Below are 21,378 nucleotides of genomic sequence, written 5' to 3'. Positions count from 1 at the left end.
TTGATTGGTTCCTAAAATTTTTAAAATGCATACCATTAAGTAAATAAACTAGGATGGGATGTGACTTTAATGATTATTTGTACTGTAACCTGTGCTGATTATCTGTACAAAGCATTGGTTTTAGCCAAATCCTCAAAAGAGCAAATGCCTGATGTCAAAATCGCTCTTTGTCTTCTTGAAAAAGAAGTTCCTGAATCTCTCCATAAATATGGTTTAATTGATCATATTTTTTTAGCAAAGGATATCGGAATACCAAACTTTGAAGCGTTTATATCGAAATACTCTAATTATGAAGCTAGCACAGCTATAAAAGGATATTTCTTTACGTATTTATTAAATCATTTTTATGAAGAAAATAACTTTATATTTTTAGACCCAGATATTTATGTTTTGCAGCCCTTTAATGAAGTAAAAGATGCACTAGATACACACCCCATTATTCTAACACCACAAGTAAATTCACCAATGAAATCTATTGAGACTATAGATGATATCGAGTTAACTCATCTTACTTATGGAGTATTTAACATGGGCTTCTTTGCATTTAGAAGAGATGGTGAATCTACTAAATTTATTAACTGGTACACAGATAGATTAGATTATGCTTGCTATAATGATGTTGAATATGGTGTTTTTGTAGATCAAAAGTGGGTAAATTTAGCCCCTGCATTTTTTAATTTATATATTTTGAAGCATAAAGGATATAACGTTGCACAGTGGAATTTACCTGAGCGTGAAATAACAAAAGACGATACGGGTAGTTATATCGTTGATAATGTCCCACTTGTTTTTTACCATTTTTCTGGTTTAGGAACTCATGCTGAAGAGAGAGAAAAGAAATATATCAAGAGTGGAAATAATGCATTTTTTGAATTGAAACATGAGTATATTAACTTATTAAACATGATGGGAAAGAGTGAATTCGAAAATATTCCATGGAGTTATGATAGCCCAATAAAATTAGGAAGAAATCTATTTTACCGAAGGGTTATTAATGAAGTTTTCAATTCTCAGCGGACAGACCATACATCTATACAAGAATTAAACTCTTTATCTAGTCTTTATAAACATATAGCGATAATTGGACCAACAAATTCCTGCAAGATGTTAAAAAGAAGTCTGCTTCATAAAAATAATAATTTAAAAATCAAAATTATTCCACAAAATAATCACTATCTTACTTCTGCAAAAGAAATTTTAGAAAAAAGACATGTTGATTTACTAATCTTTGTAAATACCAACAACGAATATTCAATTACTGAATACTTTAATTACTACAATAAAAATCTAATTAACTCCATAACATTTATTAATATTTGAAAGGAGGATTTATATTATGCTTTTCGGTACTATTTCTTGTTCGGACCACTTACATTTAGCAATAAATATGGCAAAATCGGCCAAGAAACATCATCCTAATAGTAGAATTGTATTGTGCCTAGTTGAAAAGAGTATACATCCAATACTTTGGAGTCAAAACATTTTTGATAAAATTGTTTTAGTTGAAGAGCTAAACATCCCCGAATGGAATAATCTAATAAAAAAATACAATAGATATGAAACAGCTATTTCAGTAAGAGGTCATTTTTTTGAGTATTTATTAAACACCTTTCCTAATGAAAAAAAATATATTTATCTTGATCCCGACACAAAAGTATATAGCCCATTTACAGAAGTTGACTCGATACTAGATAATTTTAATCTAGTTTTGACACCTCATATTTTAACTCCTGCACCGAAGAATAAAATTTCAGAATTTGAGCTCCTTCTGTTTCATTACGGAGTATATAATCTTGGTTTTTTCGCATTTACTAATTCAGAAGAAAGCTTCGAATATATTGAATTCCTAAAAGTTAGGTTAACAAACTATTGTTACGTTGATATGAAAAAAGGGTTATACGCTGATCAAAAGTGGATTGATGCTGTACCTTGCTTCTTTAACACGTATATATTAAAACACCCTGGCTATAATGTTGCTATTTGGAACTTTCCTGAAAGGTTGTTTTCAATGAACAATAATGGACAAATATTGGTGAATGAAGAACCTTTGCGTTTCATTCACTTTTCTGGACTAATAAAAGATGGATTAGCAGAGTATTTTAATAGATTTGGTTCAAGCAAACCAATTATTGTAGCTTTACAAAATGAATATTTAACCGAAATAGAAAATCTTGGAAAAGTGGATGTTGAAAAAATACCGTGGAGTTTCAAATAAAGGAATCTTATTAAATATAGGCGTGGCTTAAGAGAACAGTAAATCATTTAAGTGAATAACCTATTGTAAGCGATTATAAAGGAGATGTCTACATTGAAGGTTGTTCTTTTAGCTGGGGGGTATGGGACCAGGCTAAGTGAGGAAACTATAAAAAAACCTAAACCTTTAGTCGAAATCGGTGACAAACCAATATTATGGCATATTATGAAGATTTATTCCCATTTTGGCTATAGCGATTTTATTGTATGTTTAGGATACAAAGGTCATTTAATTAAACAGTATTTTACGGATTACTTTTTAAATAATTCAAATGTAACTGTTAATCTAGAAACAAATGATATTAGCTATTTAAATAAAGTAAAAGAAAATTGGAAAATTACTTTAGTAGATACAGGGTCTAATACGCTTACGGGCGGACGCTTGAAAAGGATTGAATCATATTTAAATAATGAACCTTTCATGGTGACATATGGTGATGGTGTATCCGATTTAAATATACAGGAACTAATAAGTTTCCATAAAAGCCATAATAAAATTGCTACGTTAACAGCAGTTCAACCGGAGGGTAGGTTTGGCTCTCTTTCCATTGGCAAAGAAAATATAATAACAAAATTCTTTGAAAAGCCTAAAGGGGATAATAATTGGATTAACGGTGGATTTTTTGTTTTCGAACCTGAAATATTTCAATATTTGTCTAACGATCAAACTATACTTGAAAAAGAACCTCTTATGAACTTAAGTGAAGACGGAGAATTGATGGCATATAAGCATCATGGTTTTTGGCACCCTATGGATACCCTTAAAGATAAAAAGGCATTAACTTCCCTGTGGTATAGTGGAAATGCACCTTGGAAGCAGTGGGAATAATAGTTATAAATACTAGAGTTATTAGTACGTTCCTCATTTTCAATGGAACGTCTTTTTCTATTTGTAGCATATTTAGTATTGAAAAATCACCCCTAACACATAGTGTAAATTCACTCCTAAGCAATTATTACATAAAACAATAACCTAATTTTTGATACTTGTTCACTAAAAAGGCTCTTACACTCTATCAAAAGCCCTATCATTTCAAAATGATTTGAATATATTATGGTAGTTGCTATATATATTACTTTTAATAGCAACAATATTTTATAGGAGGTTTTACTATTGCATAGTCGACATCATGTGAAAGGTTGTTGTTCTACTGTAGCAAGTTTACGTGGTTGTGATCCTGATACAGTTAATAGAAAATTCAGAAGAAGAGTTTTACTAGCAGAAATGGATATGCGTGGATATGCAGCACGTCTTGCTCGATTAGAACAAGCAATTGGACCAATTATTCCAGGTCCTACACCACCTGCACCAGGGGCTACACTGCGTCAATATTTCTTAAACAATTTAGGGTCAACTGTTTCTATTACTGCTACGATAGGACCGGTTTCTGGGGTTGTTACACGAGTTGGAGTTGATTCAGTAGAAATTATTTCAGCAACGGGTGATGTATTTATCATTCCATTTACTAGTGTACTTGCAGTCTAATTTAGAAAGGAGGAAATAAAAGGTGGCAGAATTACTAAGTAGTTATATCGGTAGGCAAATTGAAGTTTATTTACCAAACCAGTTTCTAGAAGGCACATTATTATCAGTTGGAGACAACTCATTCCTACTTGCAGTACGAAACGGCTCATACGTTGATCCAGCAGAAACACTAACTATTTTTTACGAAAACGTAGAAGCGGTTCGCGTATTAAGTCTTGCAACTGCCTAATTGAAAAAGAAGCGGCGGAAATAATATCTGCCGCTTTTTTTATAATTTAAAGATTTAAATGCTTCCTTAACCAGTTCCTCCACTTTGTAAATGGTATAGCGGATTGATTTGTCACACTTTTAACCCTTAGTCTGCGATGGTAAAGCAATCTATTTATCTTTATAACTTTGAATTTTTTTTGCAACGAACATATCATATACACGTCCTCGAACATTTTTCCTTGTGAGGGATCGTTAACGTTCCACCCTCCAACTTGTTTTAACAGTTCTACATTATAAATTCTTGGCGCAAGTGCGAAAGGTTTATTCAAATATTCTTCGGAATGAAAGACGTCTGGTCCATTTATTTCTTTTGAGTAAAATAACTTTTGATCCCTTGTTCTCTCTTTCCATTCTACATAATTCCCATAAAATAATGCATCTGTTCCCTTATTAGCATTCCCTAAAATAGGATCAATAATCTCCAAACAATTTTCTGCTAACCAATCATCTGCATCTAGTTCTATTATCCATCCACCTGTTATTAGCTGTAATGCTTGATTTAAACAGGATGCTTTTCCTCTATTCTGCATGGAGTGTATTATCCTTATACTTGGATAACCGTTATATCGATCTAATATTTCCTTAGTTTGATCAGAGGACCCATCATTAATAATTACTAATTCCCAATTACCGACAGTTTGTGATAGTACACTATATATAGACCAATCTAAATAATCAGCATTATTATAAGTACACATTACTATAGATATTTGTTCGGTCATCTTTTTCTTTATATTTATATGCCTATATTGAATAATTGGACTAATATGTTTCTCTTCCATAATTAATTGGCGATCCAACGATAAGTAGCGTTGGTTGCTTCGAACACGGTTCAGCGTTCTAAATTTCAACTTACAGTTTTGATATAAATATAAGTATATATCCATTAGAACGTACCTCTGAAAAGCTATGTTATTACTACGATTACAGTATTCAACCAGTTTCTTATTTCTAATACAAATAATGTTAAAGTTGTTACCTTTATCCCCTACTACGATTCCACACTCTTCATCTCTCAATCTATTGATATTTTCATAGCAATTTTTGAAATCATTAATATGAAAGGGCTGGTGTACATTAACTAAAAAAACAAAATTATTATGAGAAGTATCTCGATATTCCCTCAATTTATTAAATGGTAACATGTTAATTTTCAATTGCAGGTTCAAACCCTCAATACTAAGTTTAATTTGCTGAAATGTTTTAGTTTTTTCATGACTTAATATAAATACTAACATTCGTCCACACCTACCAGTTTTTTTCTCATAATATAGAGTATGTCAGTTGGGATAAAGAATAGTATAAAAATAGAAAAAGGAGCGACTAATTTTGGATATCATTATTTACCCTCCCACTATTAATTGGACATTTATGAAACAAAGACCACAACAACTTATGAAAAAATTTGCTGACAGTGGATATAAAGTATTTTATTGTAATCAAACACAGACCGAGAAAGATATAGAGGAAATATCACCAAATTTGTTTATCGTTCACAATCATGATCAATGGCTGAAAGAAATATTACCTAAAGCTCGAAAAAATAAGAAGGTTGGTATATGGTGCTCTTGGGCAAAGCTTGCTAGCACACTAAAAAAATATGAGCCAAATTGGATTATATACGACTGTGTAGATGAATTTGCTGACTGGATAAAATATGAACCGGAAATGGTAAAGATTGCGGATGCCATTGTTTGCACAGCAGAAAGGTTGAAAAAGAAATTACAAAACAATTACCCGACCAAACGAACAGAATTAATTAGAAATGCATATGACCAAGAAATGATGCTACACGAGAACTCAAAAGATATAATTATTCCAAAGAAAAAAATTGGTTATATAGGAGCTTGGGCGCCTTGGATTGATGAGGAGCTAATTTCGAGGTTAGCTAGGACTTTAAATTACGTAGAAATAGAAATTATCGGTATCGAATTTGGAAAAAAGTTTAACCTTCACCATATTCCCAACATCAAATTTTTAGGTCATAAACCTCACTCCGAACTTCCAAACTTCTTGAAAAATTACTCACTTTGTATTATTCCCTTTCGAATTAATCCGATTACCCTCGCTACCAACCCTGTAAAAATGTACGAATATTTGGCAACAGGACACCCTGTTGTATCTACTAACCTACCAGAATGCTATTTAGCTCAACCTTATGTTGATGTGGCTAATAACCATGTTGACTTTATAAATAAAGTAAGAAATAGATTACAAAACCCCGGGAACTCTCTTGAAAGAAAACAATTCGCGCTTAATAATACTTGGTCGCACAGAGTGAACCAAGCTATTCATTTAATACGGGAGATTTCTAAGTAATCAGTTGAAAGGAGCGGCTTTAATGAAAATTGCAATTGTTGTAGGTACAAGGCCCGAACTCATAAAGATGGCACCTCTTATTAAGGAAATGAAAAAAAGAGATAACAAGCACCTCTTTATCCACTCAGGCCAACATTATGACTATTATATGGATGGAATGGTATTAGATATTTTCGAACTCGCAAAACCTGATTACAACTTACAAGTAGGTTCGGGTTCTCATAGTATGATGACAGCAAACATGATGATGCAGCTGGAGAAAATAATTTTAAAAGAGAATGTTGATAAAATTGTAGTACATGGTGACACAAATACGACACTAGCAGGAGGACTTACTGCTGCCAAAATGAACATACCAGTTGCTCATGTAGAGGCTGGTTTAAGAAGCAAAGATAAATCTATGCCGGAAGAAATAAATAGAATAATTGTCGATCATCTTTCGTCTTATTTATTAAGCCCTACTGCAGATGCAATAAATAATTTAAAAAAGGAAAACATCTCCTCTGGTATACACCTTGTTGGTCAAACGATTGTGGATTCAATTGACTGGTTAAATCACATTAATCATTACGATGTATTAACAAAGTTCATTTTGAAACATAAGGGCTATTTTTTTATAACTGTACATCGTCAAGAAAATACGAATGATTTAATGAAGTTGCAATCTATAATAAGAGCTATCAAACAAATGACATTGTTAGAAAACTATCAAGTCGTACTCTCATTACATCCTCGAACAAAAAAAATAATTCAGGAGAACAACATGTTACAACAACTAAGTATAGATAAATTACTCATTTTAGACCCTCCCCCAAATTTCTATGAAACAATCCAACTACAAAAGCATGCAAAGGTTGTCGTGACAGATAGTGGTGGTCTTCAAGAAGAATCGTGTATCGTTAATACACCTTGTGTTACTTTGCGCGAGAACACTGAAAGACCAGAGACGGTAAAGTGTGGTGCAAATATTATTGCAGGCTATCAAGTAGAAAATATAATGAAAGCCATCCATGATAGTTTATTAAAAAGTACTAACTGGAAAAGTCCTTACGGCGAACCAGGAGTAAGTTCTAACATTATGGATATTATTACAGAACGAAAATAAACAAACAATGAGATAAGAAAAGGTGGGTTAAATAATATGAAAATTGGCATTAGAGGCTATTATGGTTTTGGCAACTTTGGTGATGAGCTATTTTTAGAGACGTTTAAACAAGTATTTCATTCTCACAAAGTTTTTCCTTTAATTTACCCAATTAATAGATTTGATTGTGATCGGGTTATCGTTGGTGGAGGAGACTTGATTATTCCTTACTCCTTTAATCCTTCCTACTTTCCTAATGAATTGTTACAAGTAAAAAACTGGGTTTATGGAGTCGGCATCGTTGACTTTTATCCCGAACACACTTGGCCAAAGGAAGAAGTAAACAAATATAGAAATATCATTTCACAATCTGAAGGGTTATATGTCAGAGATGCTAATTCTAAAAAACTAGCTACTAACATGAAACTACACAGCGGTATTATTGAACAAGTACCAGATATTGCATTTAGTTACAAACAGCCTAGCTTCCCTATTGTAAAAAATCCACTCGAGACAAATGTTGGTTTCTGTCCTTTCGCCTACAAGGATTTCCCTTTAACTAAAATGACAAATATTTTAGCAACTATATCTAAAAAGAAGAATTATCGCATTTCAATCATTTCGGTAGTAGATAATAAAAATAAATACTCTGATCTTTCTGTTTGCAATACATTAATGGAAAGAATACTAAAGATTAATCCTAATGCTCGTATTTCTGTCATTGAATACAAATATCTAGATGTAACTTACAGCTTTATACAATCGTTAGATTTCTTAATTTCATTTAAATTACACCCTTCCTTAGTTGCAATTAGAAATTCTATTCCAACCTTTTGTTTCAGCAAATTAAGTAAAGTTACTAGTCTTTTAAGTGAATTCAATATTAGTGAGTTTTATAGTGATTACGAAGCACCACAGCAACAAATTCAAACTAAAATTGAAGACTTTTTGAAAATCGGTCCTAATAAAATGATTACATTAGGAACCAAAATTAAAAGTGTAGAAAAGCTAAGCGACGAAAAAATTCAAAAGTTAAAAACGGAAGTACTAAAAGCAAATTAAAGGGAAAGGAATACCTAATTAGGTATTCCTTTCCCTTTATATACCAATTACTATTAACTCCTGTATATCTCTTATGTTTACATAGATTGTTGTGTTTTTATTAGGCTGTTGTATTTCCACTCTTTCCTCATGGTTGCTCACTATTTTTCCGATAACAATTTCATCTTTTAATTTAATTTCACACATTTTTTTATTTTGATCTTCACTTATAAAAAACTTTACCTTTTCTATTATTGTAAGTTTATTAAAGTTTTTGTGTTTGTAATGTTTATTTCTTTGTTGAAGATTTTCTGTGTATATATTTTGCATGTTTTTTTGCTTACTATTTACAGTTTCAGCATGTAGATACATTCGTGGGTGACGCTGTTGACGCCCAGATGACTCCTGATTCTTCATTAATACCCCTCCATTTATTTCTGCTTTATTTATATTTATGCTGCAAGCTCTTCCGAATTTCTTTCTATTACTCCTCATAACAGAAAGAAAAAACTATTCCGTTAAACGAAATAGTCTAGCTAGTTAATAATCTTTCAATTCATTTTTTAATAGTTCTTTCTTTTTTTCTAACTTTACCCATTCGGTCAGCACTTCTTCTTCTAATATCCTTTTATAAATAGACAAAATTTGTTGCCCGTAGTTGGTTCCAGGAACAGCCCATTTTCCATTTAAATCTATCCATTGTGTTGCACTACCTCTTGTAACATAATTAAATCTAGGATCTACTAATTTATCGTTAGGTGGCAACTTATCTTTAGATGCATAGGCGAATAAATGTTGAATATGTGCTCGGACTCCTTCTCTCTCAGTTTTAAAACTTGCACCACTTACTCCGCCTCCAGTAGCACCAATACCTGCGAAATTGTTTTGGTCCGCTTTAACCACACCTGTAAATCGGAAATAATTCGTCTCATGAATTGCTTGTGCAAAAGCAACATCACCTCGAACTCCATATTCATTCCCAATATTTACATATAGCGTTCCTAACGAAGGTGCATTTTTATTTACCTTTTTTACAAATTGATCGAGATAGGCTGGGTTTACAAGGTATTCGCCCAAAATAGAATAATCGTTTGTATTCGGTGAAGGTTGAGGATTAGATGGTTGAGGTGGTGTACTTACGCTTCCAACATAGATAAAGGAATCTATTCCTAGTTGCTTTAAATCATTTATTAATTTTTCCGCATTAGTTCTCTGATGAAAAGCTCCTGCTTGTACTCGATATAAAGTGTTTCCATTACGAGTTATAGACGTTAATATTGCATTTTTTCCTTTTTCCTTTAACAGATTCACACGAGCTTCAGCATTTTCCCTTTTAGAAAATGAGCCTGCTATTACCCTGAATAGTTGATTAGTTATTTTTTTTTGTAAATTGAGGCCTTTTGCTAATGCATCCGCTATGGCTTTTGCTACATCGTCTATAAATGAGTCCTTCCTCAAAAGTCTTAGATCTGCCTCATTGTCAATAAATAAGATTTCTAGCAAAACAGCTGGCATTTTTGTTTCCCTTAATACATGGAAATTTGCTGTTTTTATTCCGCGGTCTCTTATGTTGTATTTCGTATTTAATGAACTAACTATATTTCGGTGCATCGATTCATGTAGCGCTTTTGTTTGAGGTAAAATAGGTCCGTTATATCGAAAACTTTCAAATCCTGTTCCCCCACCGGCATTTATATGAATGGAACAAAAATAGTCTGCATTATTTGAATTAGCAATGTTTGTTCTTGCCTGTAATGAAAGGGTTTGGTCGCTATCTCTCGTCATCAATACCGTAACATTATAATTAGCTTTTAAGATGCTACTAACTTTTTTAGAAATGGTTAAAGTGAAATTTTTTTCTTGATAGTTATTATTGACAGCTCCGGGGTCATTACCGCCATGTCCTGGATCTAGGACAATTAGTGTCATATTTTTCCCTCCTAATTTTTTAATTAAAGAAGACCGCCGCTTATTAAAGTCAGCGGCCTTCCCTTAAGCCCTCTTTTAATATTTAAAAATCAAATTGAGCTTGAGATTGCCCTTGGTTTGCTCGTGCGAATGAATCAGCATCGATTCTAATATTAATGTTATTCACATTTACTACAGATGCATCTGAATCGGATCTACGTTTCTTACTCCAACAATATTGGTCGCTAGCACCAGCTACATCTCCTCCATATCGCCCCCTAGCTCCAGCTACGCTACCTTTTTGATACTGATCACTTACTCCAGCTACATTACCAGTTAAATTCCATTTGTTACCCAATTTTTTTTCCTCCTTTTTCTAGTAAACTCATTATTATATTATTCGAATTAATAGATTTTGATTGGACTTCCTTTTAGATGATTAACTCATTTTATTACTTTGCTTGGCTAATAATTTTAATATTTTTTTAGTCTTGTGCTTGGACTTGACCTTGATTTGCTCTTGCTGTAGAATCTGCGTCAATTCTAATATTTATATCATTTACATTGACTACAGATGGATTAGTATCACCTCTATCTCTTTTTCCCCTATTAAATTGATCACTAATCCCAGCTACGTTACCATTTAAGCTCCAGTTCTTACTCATTTATTTCCCTCCTTGTTATATGAAACTCACTATTATTTTATTCGTAATAGAATATTTTGATTGGACTACAATATAGTTGAATCTTTCATTTTCTTGACCATTATCAGAGTTTACATTGTTTTTTTCATTAACTTTGTCCTTGTGCTTGACCTTGGTTTGCTTTGGCAAAAGAATCTGCATCTAGTGTTATATAGATATTATTTACATTTACAACAGAAGGTTGCCCCCTTACCGCAGACTTTCGGTTCGTTAAGTCCGTAGTACCAGCTAAGTTTTCAGCTAATAGACGGTTAGTTCCCAGTTCTCTATAATATTTCACTTATAACCCTCCTTTCTATATTTTATTAACTATTAAAACATCCCTCCTTTCTATCAAGTTCACGATATAATATGTTGAATGATAGATTTGAGCGTGGACTACTTACATAAAAATAATGCTCATTTTATAAATTACATATTTACACATTATTATTAATAAAATAATAGAGTCGCGTTAATTGCGACTCTATCATGATTGCAAATCTAATAGTTTTAAGTCTTTTAAAAACAACTTTCTTTTATTTCAATAGAATCTAAAAATGAACTTAACCTTTTCTTCCATGTATGTTCTTGCATACATTTCATACGTCCAGCTTGAGCTATTATATTAGCTTTGGCAGGATTCTCTAAATAATAATATATTTTCTTAATTAGATCATCCCTATCCTTATAACCAACAATTTCTTTATCATAATCAAAAAAATCTTTCATTTCATCAAAATATTCGGTCATTATTAATCTTCCTGTTGCTGCCGCTTCGAAAATACCAACTTTTACGTTAGTATAGCCAGCCCCTGTTTTTGGAAAATTAACAATTATTTTCGTAGAGTACATAGCTTTAAACCATTCATCGCCATAAACTGGCCCTTCTGACTGAATTGGCCAATCTCTCCCAAAAATCTTCACATTGAAACTCTCTCCTAACAAGGGACTGGCTATTTCTAACCGGTTTGGTCGATAATGGCCGATGATAGAAACATCTGAACGGTATTTTTGTTCCGATAAACGTGGTTCAAAAAATCGAGAATCGATACCAAAAGGGAGATAATGAATATTACGATGTCCTAAATCCTTATAGTCCTTGTATGATTTTTTTGAATTGGTTGTGTGATAATCGAATAAGTCTGCATATTTACTTACCGTTGGAAAAACATCTGGGTCGCTTAAAGTTAGACCTATAACGGTACACTTTCTTTTAACCTCTTCCATTACCTCCTTGGAAAAGGTCAAGCCACCGGCACAAAATAATATAATATCCGGCTTAAAGGTCTCTACTTCCTCTTTAATGAATCTCCAATCCACATATACCGGCCCATGTCCACCATATTTTTTGTATGGGTTCTTCACAATATTAGGACGAGAAGAAATATTAATTTCGTGTACATCGTAACCATTTTCCAACAAGCCCATATAAATACTTCTTACAATTCCAGTTTGACCTTCTGTATATCTTCCAATAAATACGATTTTCAAACGTTTATTTATCATTAGAATTCAACTCGCAAATTTCTATTAGACTCTTTCTATTATTATCTTCCCTCTCAATTAAACCTTTTCGTTTATTTTGCTGAATCTTTTTATGAAATGTTGGCCTTTTTAAACAATCTTCTATTTTTTCATAAAGCTTATCGTAGTTAGGATTATTAAATTCAAAACAATAATCATTCAATTGTAGTTCATTAAAAAATTGCCCCACTTTTCCATCATATGAGATACCAATACTAGGTACACCTTCATAGATTGCAAAAATACTAGCATGTAACCTCATTGCAATCATTAAATCTAGTTTGCCACATACATATTTATATCTTTCTGGAGAATTATCGTATGTTATTACTTCTGCATTTCCATTTAACAATTCCGCAAGTTCTTTTGCTTTCTTCACTTCTGAAGGAAGTTTGTTAAAAGGCATGATGTAGTATTTAATGGCATATTTATTAGCTATACTATTTAAATAGTTTAAAAGATTGCCTTGTATTTTTATTAGTTCCTCTTCAGCATAAGACCAATTACGCATATTCAAACCAATATTCAACTCATTAGGTGAGTTTTTCGTTAACTTTTTAGCAACTGTACTAAGTTTTGATGGTAACTTTATTGCTGGATCGGCTGCTAAAACATGTTTAGTAACCCCTAGTTTTCGTAATAGCTCATAGGAATAGGTATCACGTACAGTTATATTATCGGCTATTTCTGCAATCCATCTCATAGTTTGTTTAGAGTCTTCTTGATATAAAGGACCAATACCAACAGCATAAAGCATTGTTTTAACGTTTAACATCTTTGCTAAAATAATGGGGTAAGAATAATAATTCAATGCTCCCTGTTGATTAATAAATATATTTTCAGGACTGAATGAATTATAATCTTGAAAAAGCCCACCACCACCTACAATTAATAGGTTGCAATCTTTTAATTTAGATGTTATTCCCTTTATGTCGCTTCCAAGAATACTAGTGGTATTTTCTTGGTCATAATACGCTGAAATATTATTTGACCTAGTTGTTACCGTTACTTCTACCTCTTTATCAAGATCTTTCAACGTATTTATAATAGAATGAAGGATTGCATCATCACCTGCATTACCTGCACCATAAAAACCGTGAATCAGAACTTTCATCATATCTCTCCTTCTCTATTTATTTAAGTGATAAAGCTCCTTTTAATATATGCAAACGAGCAGTTAATAGTTATATAAAAATAGCGATATAGTTATATTTACTATGCACATTTCTAATTATTTTTAAATAACAAAAGCGCAGGCGCTTTGAACAGGCCCGTACAAACTGGACTGTTCCGGATAGGAAATAAAAGGAAACACAATGAACGTTTGGTAGGCTGTTGTTGACTTATCGTAAGGGACGGAACAGGAAGTTTGATAGGTCCTAAGCGCCGACACAAAAGCGGAGGCGGCTCAGTCTGGCCCGACAAGAAAGGTGCGGCGCTGCCGGTGGAAACTCTTTGTCCACCGGAAGTGACTGACTTATGTCTCGAGGGCCTTTTCCAAAGGAGCTAGACGTAACGTAAGTAAAGTTAGTAGTTATCCACAAAATATACACGCTTATAGTTTCTGGTGTATGAAATAATATTTTCGGACACAAAAAAGTCCCATGACTATGCTACGATTGAAGTACTTAACCAAGTTTACTCAATCACCCACCCATCCAAAGGAGGTCATAGTCAATGAGACTACTTAATGGTAAACAAGGATTAAGAAGAAGTCAATTCGCAAAAGAACTTAGAGGTGCTGATTTAGAGAAAGTATTGATTGTTTCTATCGATGTTTCAAAGGTTTTACAGAAGTCCATGATTCTAAATTATTTTGGAGAAGTCATCCAAACCCCATTTTCCTTTATGGTTAGTCAGGGTGGATTTAGGTATCTTTTTGATAAGATAGAGACTGCTCAAAAGTTTTGTCAAGCAGAAAAGGTTTTTGTAGGTATAGAAGCGACGGGTCATTATTATGAAGATATTGTTCGAATCTTAACAGATGCAGGATATTCTGTTCACATTATTAATCCTGCTTCTACGCACGAAGAACGAAAACAACATCTTACTTATACGAAAACTGATGACATAGATTTGTATTTAATTGCCGAGGCTTTAATTGGTAATAAAGCGACTAATGCTAAACTGCCTACAGGGCATTATAAACAACTCCAACATCTTACACGTGCTAGAAGAAATGAAGTTAACAAACGTTCTCGTATCAAGGTTGAAATTCGTGCTATTCATGATCATATCTGGCGTGAATACCAGGGATATAGCGTTTTAGTGGATGGTAAAGTGAAAACAAAAAACATCTTTAGTGATTTTTGGGGGAAAGCAAGTTTACATCTACTAGTTAACTTTCCGCACGCTTCTCAACTACTAGAATTAGGAGAACTTGGCTTACGCAAATTATCCAAGGAGTACAACTTAAAGTTGCGTAATACCACTATTGAAAAACTACTTTTCGCTGCGAGTGAAAGTGTTTCGAAACCCATCGAAGAACTTTCTAGCGAGCTCTTTATCTTAAAACAAAAGCTTAAGGACTATCAATGGCATACTGAGAACATTAAAGCCTATGAACAAGAAATTGAGCGAATTTTCATTGATACAGACGGCTTGCTTCTCCTAACTGTTCCAGGTATTGGGCTTGTTACAGCTGCCGAAGTTTATTGTGAAATGGGCGATCTTTCGCACTACACCAGTGCTAGTCAACTTATTAAAAAGGCAGGAACAAATCCAACTATTAAGCAATCTGGACCTGAAAAGGGTTATTACGGACAAATTTCTAAACAAGGGAACGCAAACCTAAGAAGAGCCGTTTTCAATGCAGGGAAAACTCTATCCACTCATAATGAGGCTCTAAGACCTTTTTATAAACGCTTAAAAGAAAACGGAAAAAAGACGAGACAAGCCTACATCGCTATGGGAAACAAATTCCTTAAAATTGCATTTGCAATGCTTAAAAATCAGCAACCATTTCAGTGGAATAACCCCACTTATAATTACAAAGAAGAAGTAATTAAAAAGCTCACACTACCAATAGCTGCTTAAAAACAAATATAAATAGGCGTCATTCTTTTGGTTCGAGTGGAGATCGCATCCAGTTTCCTGAGGCTCTGACCTCGACGTTTAGCTTTATCCCACTCGTCCTGTAAATGCGAATCAGTACGTTAAAATAAACTTTGTACTCTATGCCAGAATGCATCAATGCAGACCAAGAAGCGAGTGTATACCCATTTCTGAATCAAGAAAATGACGTCTGTTTCATACTAACTTGGTTAATCGCTACTTGAAAAAAAAGTAAATTTCGGTAGGTGTGTTTGAGTTACGCAAAAACTTAAAAAAAGTATTTGACATTGTACGCTAAACGATAAAAAGCCATATTAACTGAAATCAGTTAATATGGCCTTAAGACTTTTAATTAATCGTAATCATTCGTAAACAATACTTCACGTGGCACTTCAGTTCCTCTTGACCCACGTAGGTCTGATTGTCCTTCAGCTGGATAGAAAATAATAAAGCTTTCCGGATTCATCGAAGCTAGGCGTTTCGGTATGCGCTCTAGCTGTGGATGCCACCCAACCGTCCCTTTTCTTGCACTTAATACGATAACGATATCGTCTTTTTGCAATGTTTGAAGTTTTTGTTCGTATAGAGTTACCCAATCTTGTACCCATTCCACAATTGTTGGAGGGTTTGGCTTTATTTCCTTCATATGAGCTTTGTACGTATCAGGAAAGTCTTTTAATACATAACATTGAATCGTTGCACCTAAGTTACTAGCTATTACTTTCACTTTTTTTAACGCATCCCAATAACCAGATTTATGGTCCATTCCGCTCGGTATCACAAGAACGATTCGTTTCGTCGTATTTAATTTATGTCCTAATTTCGTAATGAGTACCGATATATTCGTTTGATCTAATACTTGGTCAATAACGCCGCCAAATATCCTCTGTGGACCAGAACGCTCTCCATTCCATCCTGCAACAAGTGTCGTAATTCTCTCTTCTGCAATTGCTCGGTTAATACCGATAGCAACGTTTCGATCAACACGTGTTGTGACTCGGAGCGGTACATCTGCCCCACTAGCGTACGTAACGGCTGCACTTAACATTTTTTCAGCTTTAGCGACTTCTGCTTCAGCTGACCACATATCACGTTGAACTACACTTAACGCATAAAGCGGATTATCGACGGATCGTGTTTGCCTAATGACAAAAGCTAAATCTAACAACCCACTCATCGTTTGCGGATTTGCAACTGGTATTAAAATACGCTCTGGCGCTTCATTACTTTTCATTGGCTGTTGCTCTTCTAATAGTGCTAATTTACGGCCATACTTTTCAACAATGTATGGGCCAATAATACAAGTAATTAAAATCATAATAATAACACCGTTAACCGTTACTTGATCAAGTAAACCGACATTAAATCCTACTAGTGTAGCTGCTAAAGTTGCTGCCGCTTGAGGCGTTGTTAAACCAAAGATTACTAAGTTCTCTTCTTTGGAATAACCGTATAACTTACTCGTTAAGAGGGCTGCACTATATTTTCCAATTAATAAACCTAAAACGATCAAACCCGTTAACACCCAAGCTTTCGGATTGCTTACAAGCACTCTTAAATCCATTAACATCCCGACAGAAAGTAGGAAAAATGGAATAAAAATCGCATTGGCTGTAAATCGAATTCTGTTCATTAACGCACCTTGTTCGAAGATGAAACGATTTAGTGCTAACCCAACCAAAAAGGCACCGATAATTGGTTGAAGACCAGCAACCACCGCTAACGAACCAGCTGTAAATAAAAGGACCATTACATATGTAAATTCTACAGGTCCTTCCGTCGTTACATTGCGGAAAAACCAACGTGATATGAATGGAGTTCCGAGGAAAATAACGGCAACAAAAATAATGATAGAAATGGTCAATTTAACTCCAAAATAAATATCTAACTGACCAGCTGCTGCTCCCGTAATTACTGCAAGTATTAATAAAGCAAACGTATCCGTTAAAAGACTTCCACCTACTGCTGTAGTGACAGCTTTATTTTTTCCTATACCTAATCGGCTAGCAATTGGATAGCCTAAAAGCGTATGGGAACCTAAAATAGACCCGATTAATACAGAAGCAGCTAAATTGTATCCGAGCATTAAGCTTACTAACGTTCCTAAAATTAACGGTATCCAAAAGGATAATAAGCCGTAAACAATACTTCTATTTCGGTATTTTTTAAATCCGTCTAAATCCATTTCTAATCCAGCGATAAAAATAATAAATAATAAGCCTACCGTACCTAATAATTCTATCGTTTGCGTTCGTTCTAATACCCCTAGCCCATTTGGTCCAATTATTACACCTGCTAATATTGGCCCGATAAGACCAGGAATTCGTAATAATTTCATAAAGTAGGGAAAAATAAAGAAAATGATCATTGCAATCGCAAATAATAAAACTGGTTCGGTAATAGGAAATTCAAACAAAGCTTTCCCCCCGATCCTTTCAAAATTGCTTTTTACACATAGTTAAAGATTATACCATCCCCAAACATGACGGTAAAGAAAACATACCTGCGGATGAGGGGATGGTGCATTATATTTTATAAAATAATAATACAAAAAGTTTGGTACGGATTTCTATTATTTTATCCTTAAAAAGGGCTAGTGGTTAAGATTTAGTCCGTTTCACTGCGCTGCAGGTACTCGCTTTCCGCGGGCGTGGCTTGAGCCTCCTCCTTCGCTTCGCTACGTGCGGGGTCTCAAGTCTCACGCTACTCCCGCTGGAGTCTCGCACCTTCCGCTCCGTTCCACTTTCGGTTCTAGACCTTGAAAGGAAAAAACTTATAGCACCCAAATATAAATCCCTATTTTCATGCGCCATGGTTCGTATTTCACTTGAATTTATATCTACACTAAAGGAGGAATAACGATGGAAGAGAATATGACGACGGAATATAAGATTGATTACACCGTTTTAATGATTATTTTTTTATTAGCACTTATTAGTCTCATTATATTATCTGCCATTCAGCCGTCATTACCAGCTAAATTACAGTCTGTTCATTTTGTTCAAAAACAAACGTTTTGGTATATTATTGGAAGTACTGGTACTGTTTTATGTCTCTTTTTTGATTATGAGCGTTATCGACATTTCGGTTATTATTTATATGCGATTGGAATGATTTTATTAATTGGGTTAGATATATCAATCTCGCCTCAAGTATTAACGATTAACGGGGCTACGAGTTGGTATTCCATTCCTGGCATCGGAAATGTGCAACCGTCAGAATTTATGAAGCTTTTTTATATATTTGCTTCTAGTATCGTATTAACACAGTTTCGTGAAAGCTTAGAAGAAGACGAATTACACTTTGATGCCATTTTAAAAAAAGAATGGATGCTTATATTTAAATTAACTTTTCTATTTTTATGTCCTGTTTTATTTTTAGTTAGGCAACCTGACCTCGGAATGACGATGATTTATACTTCCATCTTCATCACGTATATATTAATTTCAGGTATTAGGTGGCGTTTATTGCTAGGATTAATGACGTCAATCCTACTAATCATTTCTAGTTTTATTTTTTTATATTTAAAATTCCCAAACTTTTTTTACCAATATGGGTTTCATGAGTATCAATTAGGTCGTTTTTATGGGTGGCTAGACCCACATGGTCATTCTGATGCTTATGGATACCAGCTTCTGCAATCTTTAAAAGCTGTTGGTTCTGGAACGTTATACGGAACAGGTTTTGGTCATGTAGAGGTAGCTCTTCCTGAGTCACATACCGATTTTATTTTCGCTATGGCGGCAGAGCAGTTTGGTTTTCTTGGCGGTAGCATTATTATTTCATTGTTTTTCATATTAATTTTTCGTATTGTATCCATTGCCTTACAATGTAACGACACGTTTGGAAGTTTTCTATGCGCAGGTATTGTCGGAATGATAGGTTTTCAGGTGTTTCAAAATATCGGAATGACGATTGGCCTCCTGCCTATTACAGGACTCCCACTTCCATTTGTAAGCTACGGGGGAAGCTCATTAGTTACATACATGGCCGCAATTGGGATTGTGTTAAATGTTTACGGCAAATCGAAACAATATATGTTTGATTAATGGAGGAGAAAAAATGAAAATAGATATTATTGGTGATATACACGGTTGCTATGATGAATTAAAAATTTTATTAGAAAAATTAGGCTACACGATTGATGAAGAAAGTAGGGTTAGACACCCTGAAGAGAGAAGGCTTGGTTTTGTAGGGGATCTAACGGACCGAGGACCTCACTCCTTAAAAGTAATAGAATTTGTAGCAAATGTAGTATCAAGCGGGAAAGGTTATTACGTACCCGGAAACCATTGTAATAAATTGTATCGATATTTTTTAGGAAATAAAGTACAAATAACGCACGGTTTAGAAACAACTGTAGCAGAATTCGAAGCACTTAATAGAAAAGACCAAAAGAAGTATAACCATTTATTTGTAAAGCTTTATGAAAATGCACCATTGTATCATGTTTTAAACGGCGGAAAACTAATTATTGCCCACGCAGGAATTAAGAAAGATTATATTGGGAAGCATTCCAAAAAGGTAAAAACGTTCGTTCTATATGGAGATATTACTGGTGAGTTTGAAGCAAACGGTATGCCTGTTCGCCGTGATTGGGCGAAACAATACGATGGGGACGCATGGATTGTTTATGGTCATACTCCTGTTAAGCAACCGAGGTTTGTCAACAATACGGTTAATATTGATACAGGAGCAGTGTTCGGTGGTTCTTTGTCAGCCGTTCGTTATCCTGAGATGGAAACCGTGTCTGTTCCATCGTCTATGCCGCTAGTAGAAGAGAAATTTCGGGACCTTGATAAGGAGTAGGATTATTATCCTACTCCTCCATATTTAATAGTTGTTGCATATCTGCCGGAAGTTTTGACTGAAAGTGTAACTCTTGCTCTAAAACCGGATGAAAAAATGTTAATTCGCAACTGTGAAGTGCTTGTCGCTTTATTAGGTCTCTTTTTCCGCCATATAAGTCATCTCCCAGTAGTGGATTTCCGACGTATGACAAATGTACTCGAATTTGGTGTGTTCGACCAGTTTCTAATTTTAATTTTAATAAACTGGATTGTGAATACTCTTCCATCACTTCATAATGGGTAATTGCGTGTTGCCCATCTTGTCGCACTTCCCTTTCAATAATACTCGTCTCTTTTCTTCCAATCGGCTCATTAACTATTCCATTTCGTTTCTTTAGCCTGCCATGAACGATTGCAATGTAGGATCGTTGTATAGAGTGATCTTTCTGTTGCAAAGAAAATAAATGGTGAATGTAACGGTTTTTCGCAATGAGCATTAGGCCCGATGTGTCTCGATCTAATCTTGTTACGATATGGACAGCACTATGCAACCCATTTTTTTTATAATAATATAGGAGTGCATTCGCAACAGAACCTGTTGGGTGTTCTCTTGATGGGATTGAATTCATGTATGGTGCTTTATTTAAGACGAGAACATAATCATCTTCGTAAACAATATCGAGCGGCAACTGTTCAGCTTTTAACCCCTCACTACTTATTTCTTCTGGAAAAGTGACTTCTATATCATCACCAATTCGAAGCATATACCTAACTGTTACTCGGTTGCCATTTACAAGAATGGATCCGCCAGCAAACTTAATATCTGCTAGAGCTGATTTAGAAATATGCTTTTCTCTTAAAAATTCCCGGAGTAGTTTCCCTTCGTCTTGTTTTTTTACAATAAAGTGAAGTGTGAACATGTTTTACCCTCTTTAAAATATTAATAAAAAGCAACCAGACAAG

General features: G+C 34.2%; 21 protein-coding genes. 11 read left to right on the top strand and 10 right to left on the bottom strand.

The genetic code is table 11. The annotated features are described in order from the left end of the window. Positions 1 to 69: 69 nt before the first annotated feature. The 5 genes from BC6307_RS04790 (at position 70) to BC6307_RS04770 (ending at position 3,968) form a co-directional block, all read left to right on the top strand. Entirely contained in the window at positions 70 to 1,320 is a 1,251-nt protein-coding gene (locus tag BC6307_RS04790; RefSeq protein ID WP_066414726.1) for a hypothetical protein, read from the top strand. 16 nt (positions 1,321 to 1,336) lie between these two features. Then, a complete protein-coding gene (locus BC6307_RS04785; protein WP_066414727.1) occupies positions 1,337 to 2,215 on the top strand; it encodes a glycosyltransferase family protein in 879 nt (292 codons plus the stop codon). Between the two features lie 93 nt (positions 2,216 to 2,308). Beyond that, positions 2,309 to 3,082 (top strand): glucose-1-phosphate cytidylyltransferase, encoded by a 774-nt coding sequence (gene rfbF / locus BC6307_RS04780; protein ID WP_066414729.1) that lies wholly within the window; start codon positions 2,309 to 2,311, stop codon positions 3,080 to 3,082. Between the two features lie 285 nt (positions 3,083 to 3,367). After that, the gene (locus tag BC6307_RS04775) at positions 3,368 to 3,739 is read left to right on the top strand and encodes a hypothetical protein (protein ID WP_066414730.1); all 372 of its coding nucleotides are present in this window, start codon (positions 3,368 to 3,370) and stop codon (positions 3,737 to 3,739) included. 22 nt (positions 3,740 to 3,761) lie between these two features. Then, complete coding sequence (locus BC6307_RS04770) at positions 3,762 to 3,968, top strand: hypothetical protein (protein WP_066414732.1); 207 nt, start codon at positions 3,762 to 3,764, stop codon at positions 3,966 to 3,968. A gap of 46 nt (positions 3,969 to 4,014) precedes the next feature. On the opposite strand, the gene BC6307_RS04765 is transcribed toward BC6307_RS04770, so the two are convergent. Then, entirely contained in the window at positions 4,015 to 4,896 is an 882-nt protein-coding gene (locus tag BC6307_RS04765; RefSeq protein WP_157729275.1) for a glycosyltransferase family 2 protein, read from the bottom strand. Positions 4,897 to 5,338: 442 nt separating this feature from the next. Between BC6307_RS04765 and BC6307_RS04760 the strand changes: the two genes are divergently transcribed. The 3 genes from BC6307_RS04760 to BC6307_RS04750 are packed head-to-tail and all read left to right on the top strand — an operon-like array spanning position 5,339 to position 8,474. Further along, positions 5,339 to 6,328 (top strand): glycosyltransferase family protein, encoded by a 990-nt coding sequence (locus BC6307_RS04760; RefSeq protein WP_066414737.1) that lies wholly within the window; start codon positions 5,339 to 5,341, stop codon positions 6,326 to 6,328. Positions 6,329 to 6,350: 22 nt separating this feature from the next. Beyond that, the gene (wecB, locus tag BC6307_RS04755) at positions 6,351 to 7,433 is read left to right on the top strand and encodes a non-hydrolyzing UDP-N-acetylglucosamine 2-epimerase (RefSeq protein ID WP_066414741.1); all 1,083 of its coding nucleotides are present in this window, start codon (positions 6,351 to 6,353) and stop codon (positions 7,431 to 7,433) included. A gap of 36 nt (positions 7,434 to 7,469) precedes the next feature. Further along, positions 7,470 to 8,474, top strand: coding sequence for a polysaccharide pyruvyl transferase family protein (locus tag BC6307_RS04750; protein WP_066414744.1), 1,005 nt, complete (start codon positions 7,470 to 7,472; stop codon positions 8,472 to 8,474). Positions 8,475 to 8,510: 36 nt separating this feature from the next. Here the strand turns inward: BC6307_RS04750 and BC6307_RS04745 are convergent, their stop codons facing one another. The 7 genes from BC6307_RS04745 to BC6307_RS04715 form a co-directional block, all read right to left on the bottom strand. Beyond that, on the bottom strand, positions 8,511 to 8,870 hold the full coding sequence (locus tag BC6307_RS04745; RefSeq protein ID WP_066414746.1) for a CotO family spore coat protein: 360 nt from the start codon (positions 8,868 to 8,870) through the stop codon (positions 8,511 to 8,513). Between the two features lie 123 nt (positions 8,871 to 8,993). Beyond that, complete coding sequence (locus tag BC6307_RS04740; RefSeq protein WP_066414749.1) at positions 8,994 to 10,382, bottom strand: N-acetylmuramoyl-L-alanine amidase; 1,389 nt, start codon at positions 10,380 to 10,382, stop codon at positions 8,994 to 8,996. An 82-nt stretch (positions 10,383 to 10,464) separates the two neighbouring features. Beyond that, entirely contained in the window at positions 10,465 to 10,719 is a 255-nt protein-coding gene (locus BC6307_RS04735) for a hypothetical protein (RefSeq protein ID WP_066414752.1), read from the bottom strand. A gap of 127 nt (positions 10,720 to 10,846) precedes the next feature. Beyond that, positions 10,847 to 11,026, bottom strand: a complete 180-nt coding sequence (locus BC6307_RS04730; RefSeq protein ID WP_066414754.1) for a hypothetical protein — start codon at positions 11,024 to 11,026, stop codon at positions 10,847 to 10,849. Between the two features lie 127 nt (positions 11,027 to 11,153). Next, positions 11,154 to 11,345 carry a hypothetical protein gene (locus BC6307_RS04725; protein WP_066414756.1) on the bottom strand — a complete coding sequence of 64 codons (192 nt, stop codon included), beginning with the start codon at positions 11,343 to 11,345 and terminating at the stop codon, positions 11,154 to 11,156. Positions 11,346 to 11,566: 221 nt separating this feature from the next. Then, positions 11,567 to 12,553, bottom strand: coding sequence for a CgeB family protein (locus BC6307_RS04720; protein ID WP_235858091.1), 987 nt, complete (start codon positions 12,551 to 12,553; stop codon positions 11,567 to 11,569). Continuing rightward, on the bottom strand, positions 12,543 to 13,688 hold the full coding sequence (locus tag BC6307_RS04715) for a polysaccharide pyruvyl transferase family protein (protein WP_084380336.1): 1,146 nt from the start codon (positions 13,686 to 13,688) through the stop codon (positions 12,543 to 12,545). The genes BC6307_RS04720 and BC6307_RS04715 overlap by 11 nt, the downstream gene beginning before the upstream one ends. Positions 13,689 to 14,248: 560 nt before the next feature. Between BC6307_RS04715 and BC6307_RS04710 the strand changes: the two genes are divergently transcribed. Further along, positions 14,249 to 15,607 carry an IS110 family RNA-guided transposase gene (locus BC6307_RS04710; RefSeq protein ID WP_066422030.1) on the top strand — a complete coding sequence of 453 codons (1,359 nt, stop codon included), beginning with the start codon at positions 14,249 to 14,251 and terminating at the stop codon, positions 15,605 to 15,607. Positions 15,608 to 15,977: 370 nt separating this feature from the next. Here BC6307_RS04710 and BC6307_RS04705 read toward each other — a convergent pair whose 3' ends face one another. Next, on the bottom strand, positions 15,978 to 18,041 hold the full coding sequence (locus BC6307_RS04705) for a cation:proton antiporter domain-containing protein (protein ID WP_066422005.1): 2,064 nt from the start codon (positions 18,039 to 18,041) through the stop codon (positions 15,978 to 15,980). Between the two features lie 445 nt (positions 18,042 to 18,486). On the opposite strand from BC6307_RS04705, the gene BC6307_RS04700 reads away from it, so the two are divergent. Both BC6307_RS04700 and prpE read left to right on the top strand, forming a co-directional pair. After that, positions 18,487 to 19,674: an FtsW/RodA/SpoVE family cell cycle protein gene (locus BC6307_RS04700; protein WP_066421469.1), complete on the top strand. Its 1,188-nt coding sequence runs from the start codon at positions 18,487 to 18,489 to the stop codon at positions 19,672 to 19,674. 13 nt (positions 19,675 to 19,687) lie between these two features. Then, complete coding sequence (gene prpE, locus BC6307_RS04695; RefSeq protein ID WP_066421472.1) at positions 19,688 to 20,434, top strand: bis(5'-nucleosyl)-tetraphosphatase PrpE; 747 nt, start codon at positions 19,688 to 19,690, stop codon at positions 20,432 to 20,434. 10 nt (positions 20,435 to 20,444) lie between these two features. Here the strand turns inward: prpE and BC6307_RS04690 are convergent, their stop codons facing one another. Then, on the bottom strand, positions 20,445 to 21,335 hold the full coding sequence (locus tag BC6307_RS04690) for an RluA family pseudouridine synthase (RefSeq protein WP_066421475.1): 891 nt from the start codon (positions 21,333 to 21,335) through the stop codon (positions 20,445 to 20,447). Between the last annotated feature and the right edge of the window lie 43 nt (positions 21,336 to 21,378).

The organism is Sutcliffiella cohnii, assembly GCF_002250055.1.
In the GTDB taxonomy this organism is placed as follows: domain Bacteria; phylum Bacillota; class Bacilli; order Bacillales; family Bacillaceae_I; genus Sutcliffiella; species Sutcliffiella cohnii.
The sequence above is the reverse complement of the archived record's forward strand: the minus strand, read 5'-3'. Positions and strand labels throughout refer to the sequence as shown.

What these genes read in the sequence shown, in the direction of transcription:
- BC6307_RS04750 (WP_066414744.1), top strand. Translation starts at nt 7,470, where the DNA reads ATGAAAATTGGCATTAGAGGCTATTATGGTTTTGGCAACTTTGGTGAT.
- BC6307_RS04765 (WP_157729275.1), bottom strand. Translation starts at nt 4,896, where the DNA reads ATGGATATATACTTATATTTATATCAAAACTGTAAGTTGAAATTTAGA.
- BC6307_RS04740 (WP_066414749.1), bottom strand. Translation starts at nt 10,382, where the DNA reads ATGACACTAATTGTCCTAGATCCAGGACATGGCGGTAATGACCCCGGA.
- BC6307_RS04745 (WP_066414746.1), bottom strand. Translation starts at nt 8,870, where the DNA reads ATGAAGAATCAGGAGTCATCTGGGCGTCAACAGCGTCACCCACGAATG.
- BC6307_RS04785 (WP_066414727.1), top strand. Translation starts at nt 1,337, where the DNA reads ATGCTTTTCGGTACTATTTCTTGTTCGGACCACTTACATTTAGCAATA.
- BC6307_RS04790 (WP_066414726.1), top strand. Translation starts at nt 70, where the DNA reads ATGATTATTTGTACTGTAACCTGTGCTGATTATCTGTACAAAGCATTG.
- BC6307_RS04715 (WP_084380336.1), bottom strand. Translation starts at nt 13,688, where the DNA reads ATGATGAAAGTTCTGATTCACGGTTTTTATGGTGCAGGTAATGCAGGT.
- BC6307_RS04690 (WP_066421475.1), bottom strand. Translation starts at nt 21,335, where the DNA reads ATGTTCACACTTCACTTTATTGTAAAAAAACAAGACGAAGGGAAACTA.
- BC6307_RS04730 (WP_066414754.1), bottom strand. Translation starts at nt 11,026, where the DNA reads ATGAGTAAGAACTGGAGCTTAAATGGTAACGTAGCTGGGATTAGTGAT.
- BC6307_RS04710 (WP_066422030.1), top strand. Translation starts at nt 14,249, where the DNA reads ATGAGACTACTTAATGGTAAACAAGGATTAAGAAGAAGTCAATTCGCA.
- wecB (WP_066414741.1), top strand. Translation starts at nt 6,351, where the DNA reads ATGAAAATTGCAATTGTTGTAGGTACAAGGCCCGAACTCATAAAGATG.
- BC6307_RS04720 (WP_235858091.1), bottom strand. Translation starts at nt 12,553, where the DNA reads ATGATAAATAAACGTTTGAAAATCGTATTTATTGGAAGATATACAGAA.
- BC6307_RS04700 (WP_066421469.1), top strand. Translation starts at nt 18,487, where the DNA reads ATGGAAGAGAATATGACGACGGAATATAAGATTGATTACACCGTTTTA.
- prpE (WP_066421472.1), top strand. Translation starts at nt 19,688, where the DNA reads ATGAAAATAGATATTATTGGTGATATACACGGTTGCTATGATGAATTA.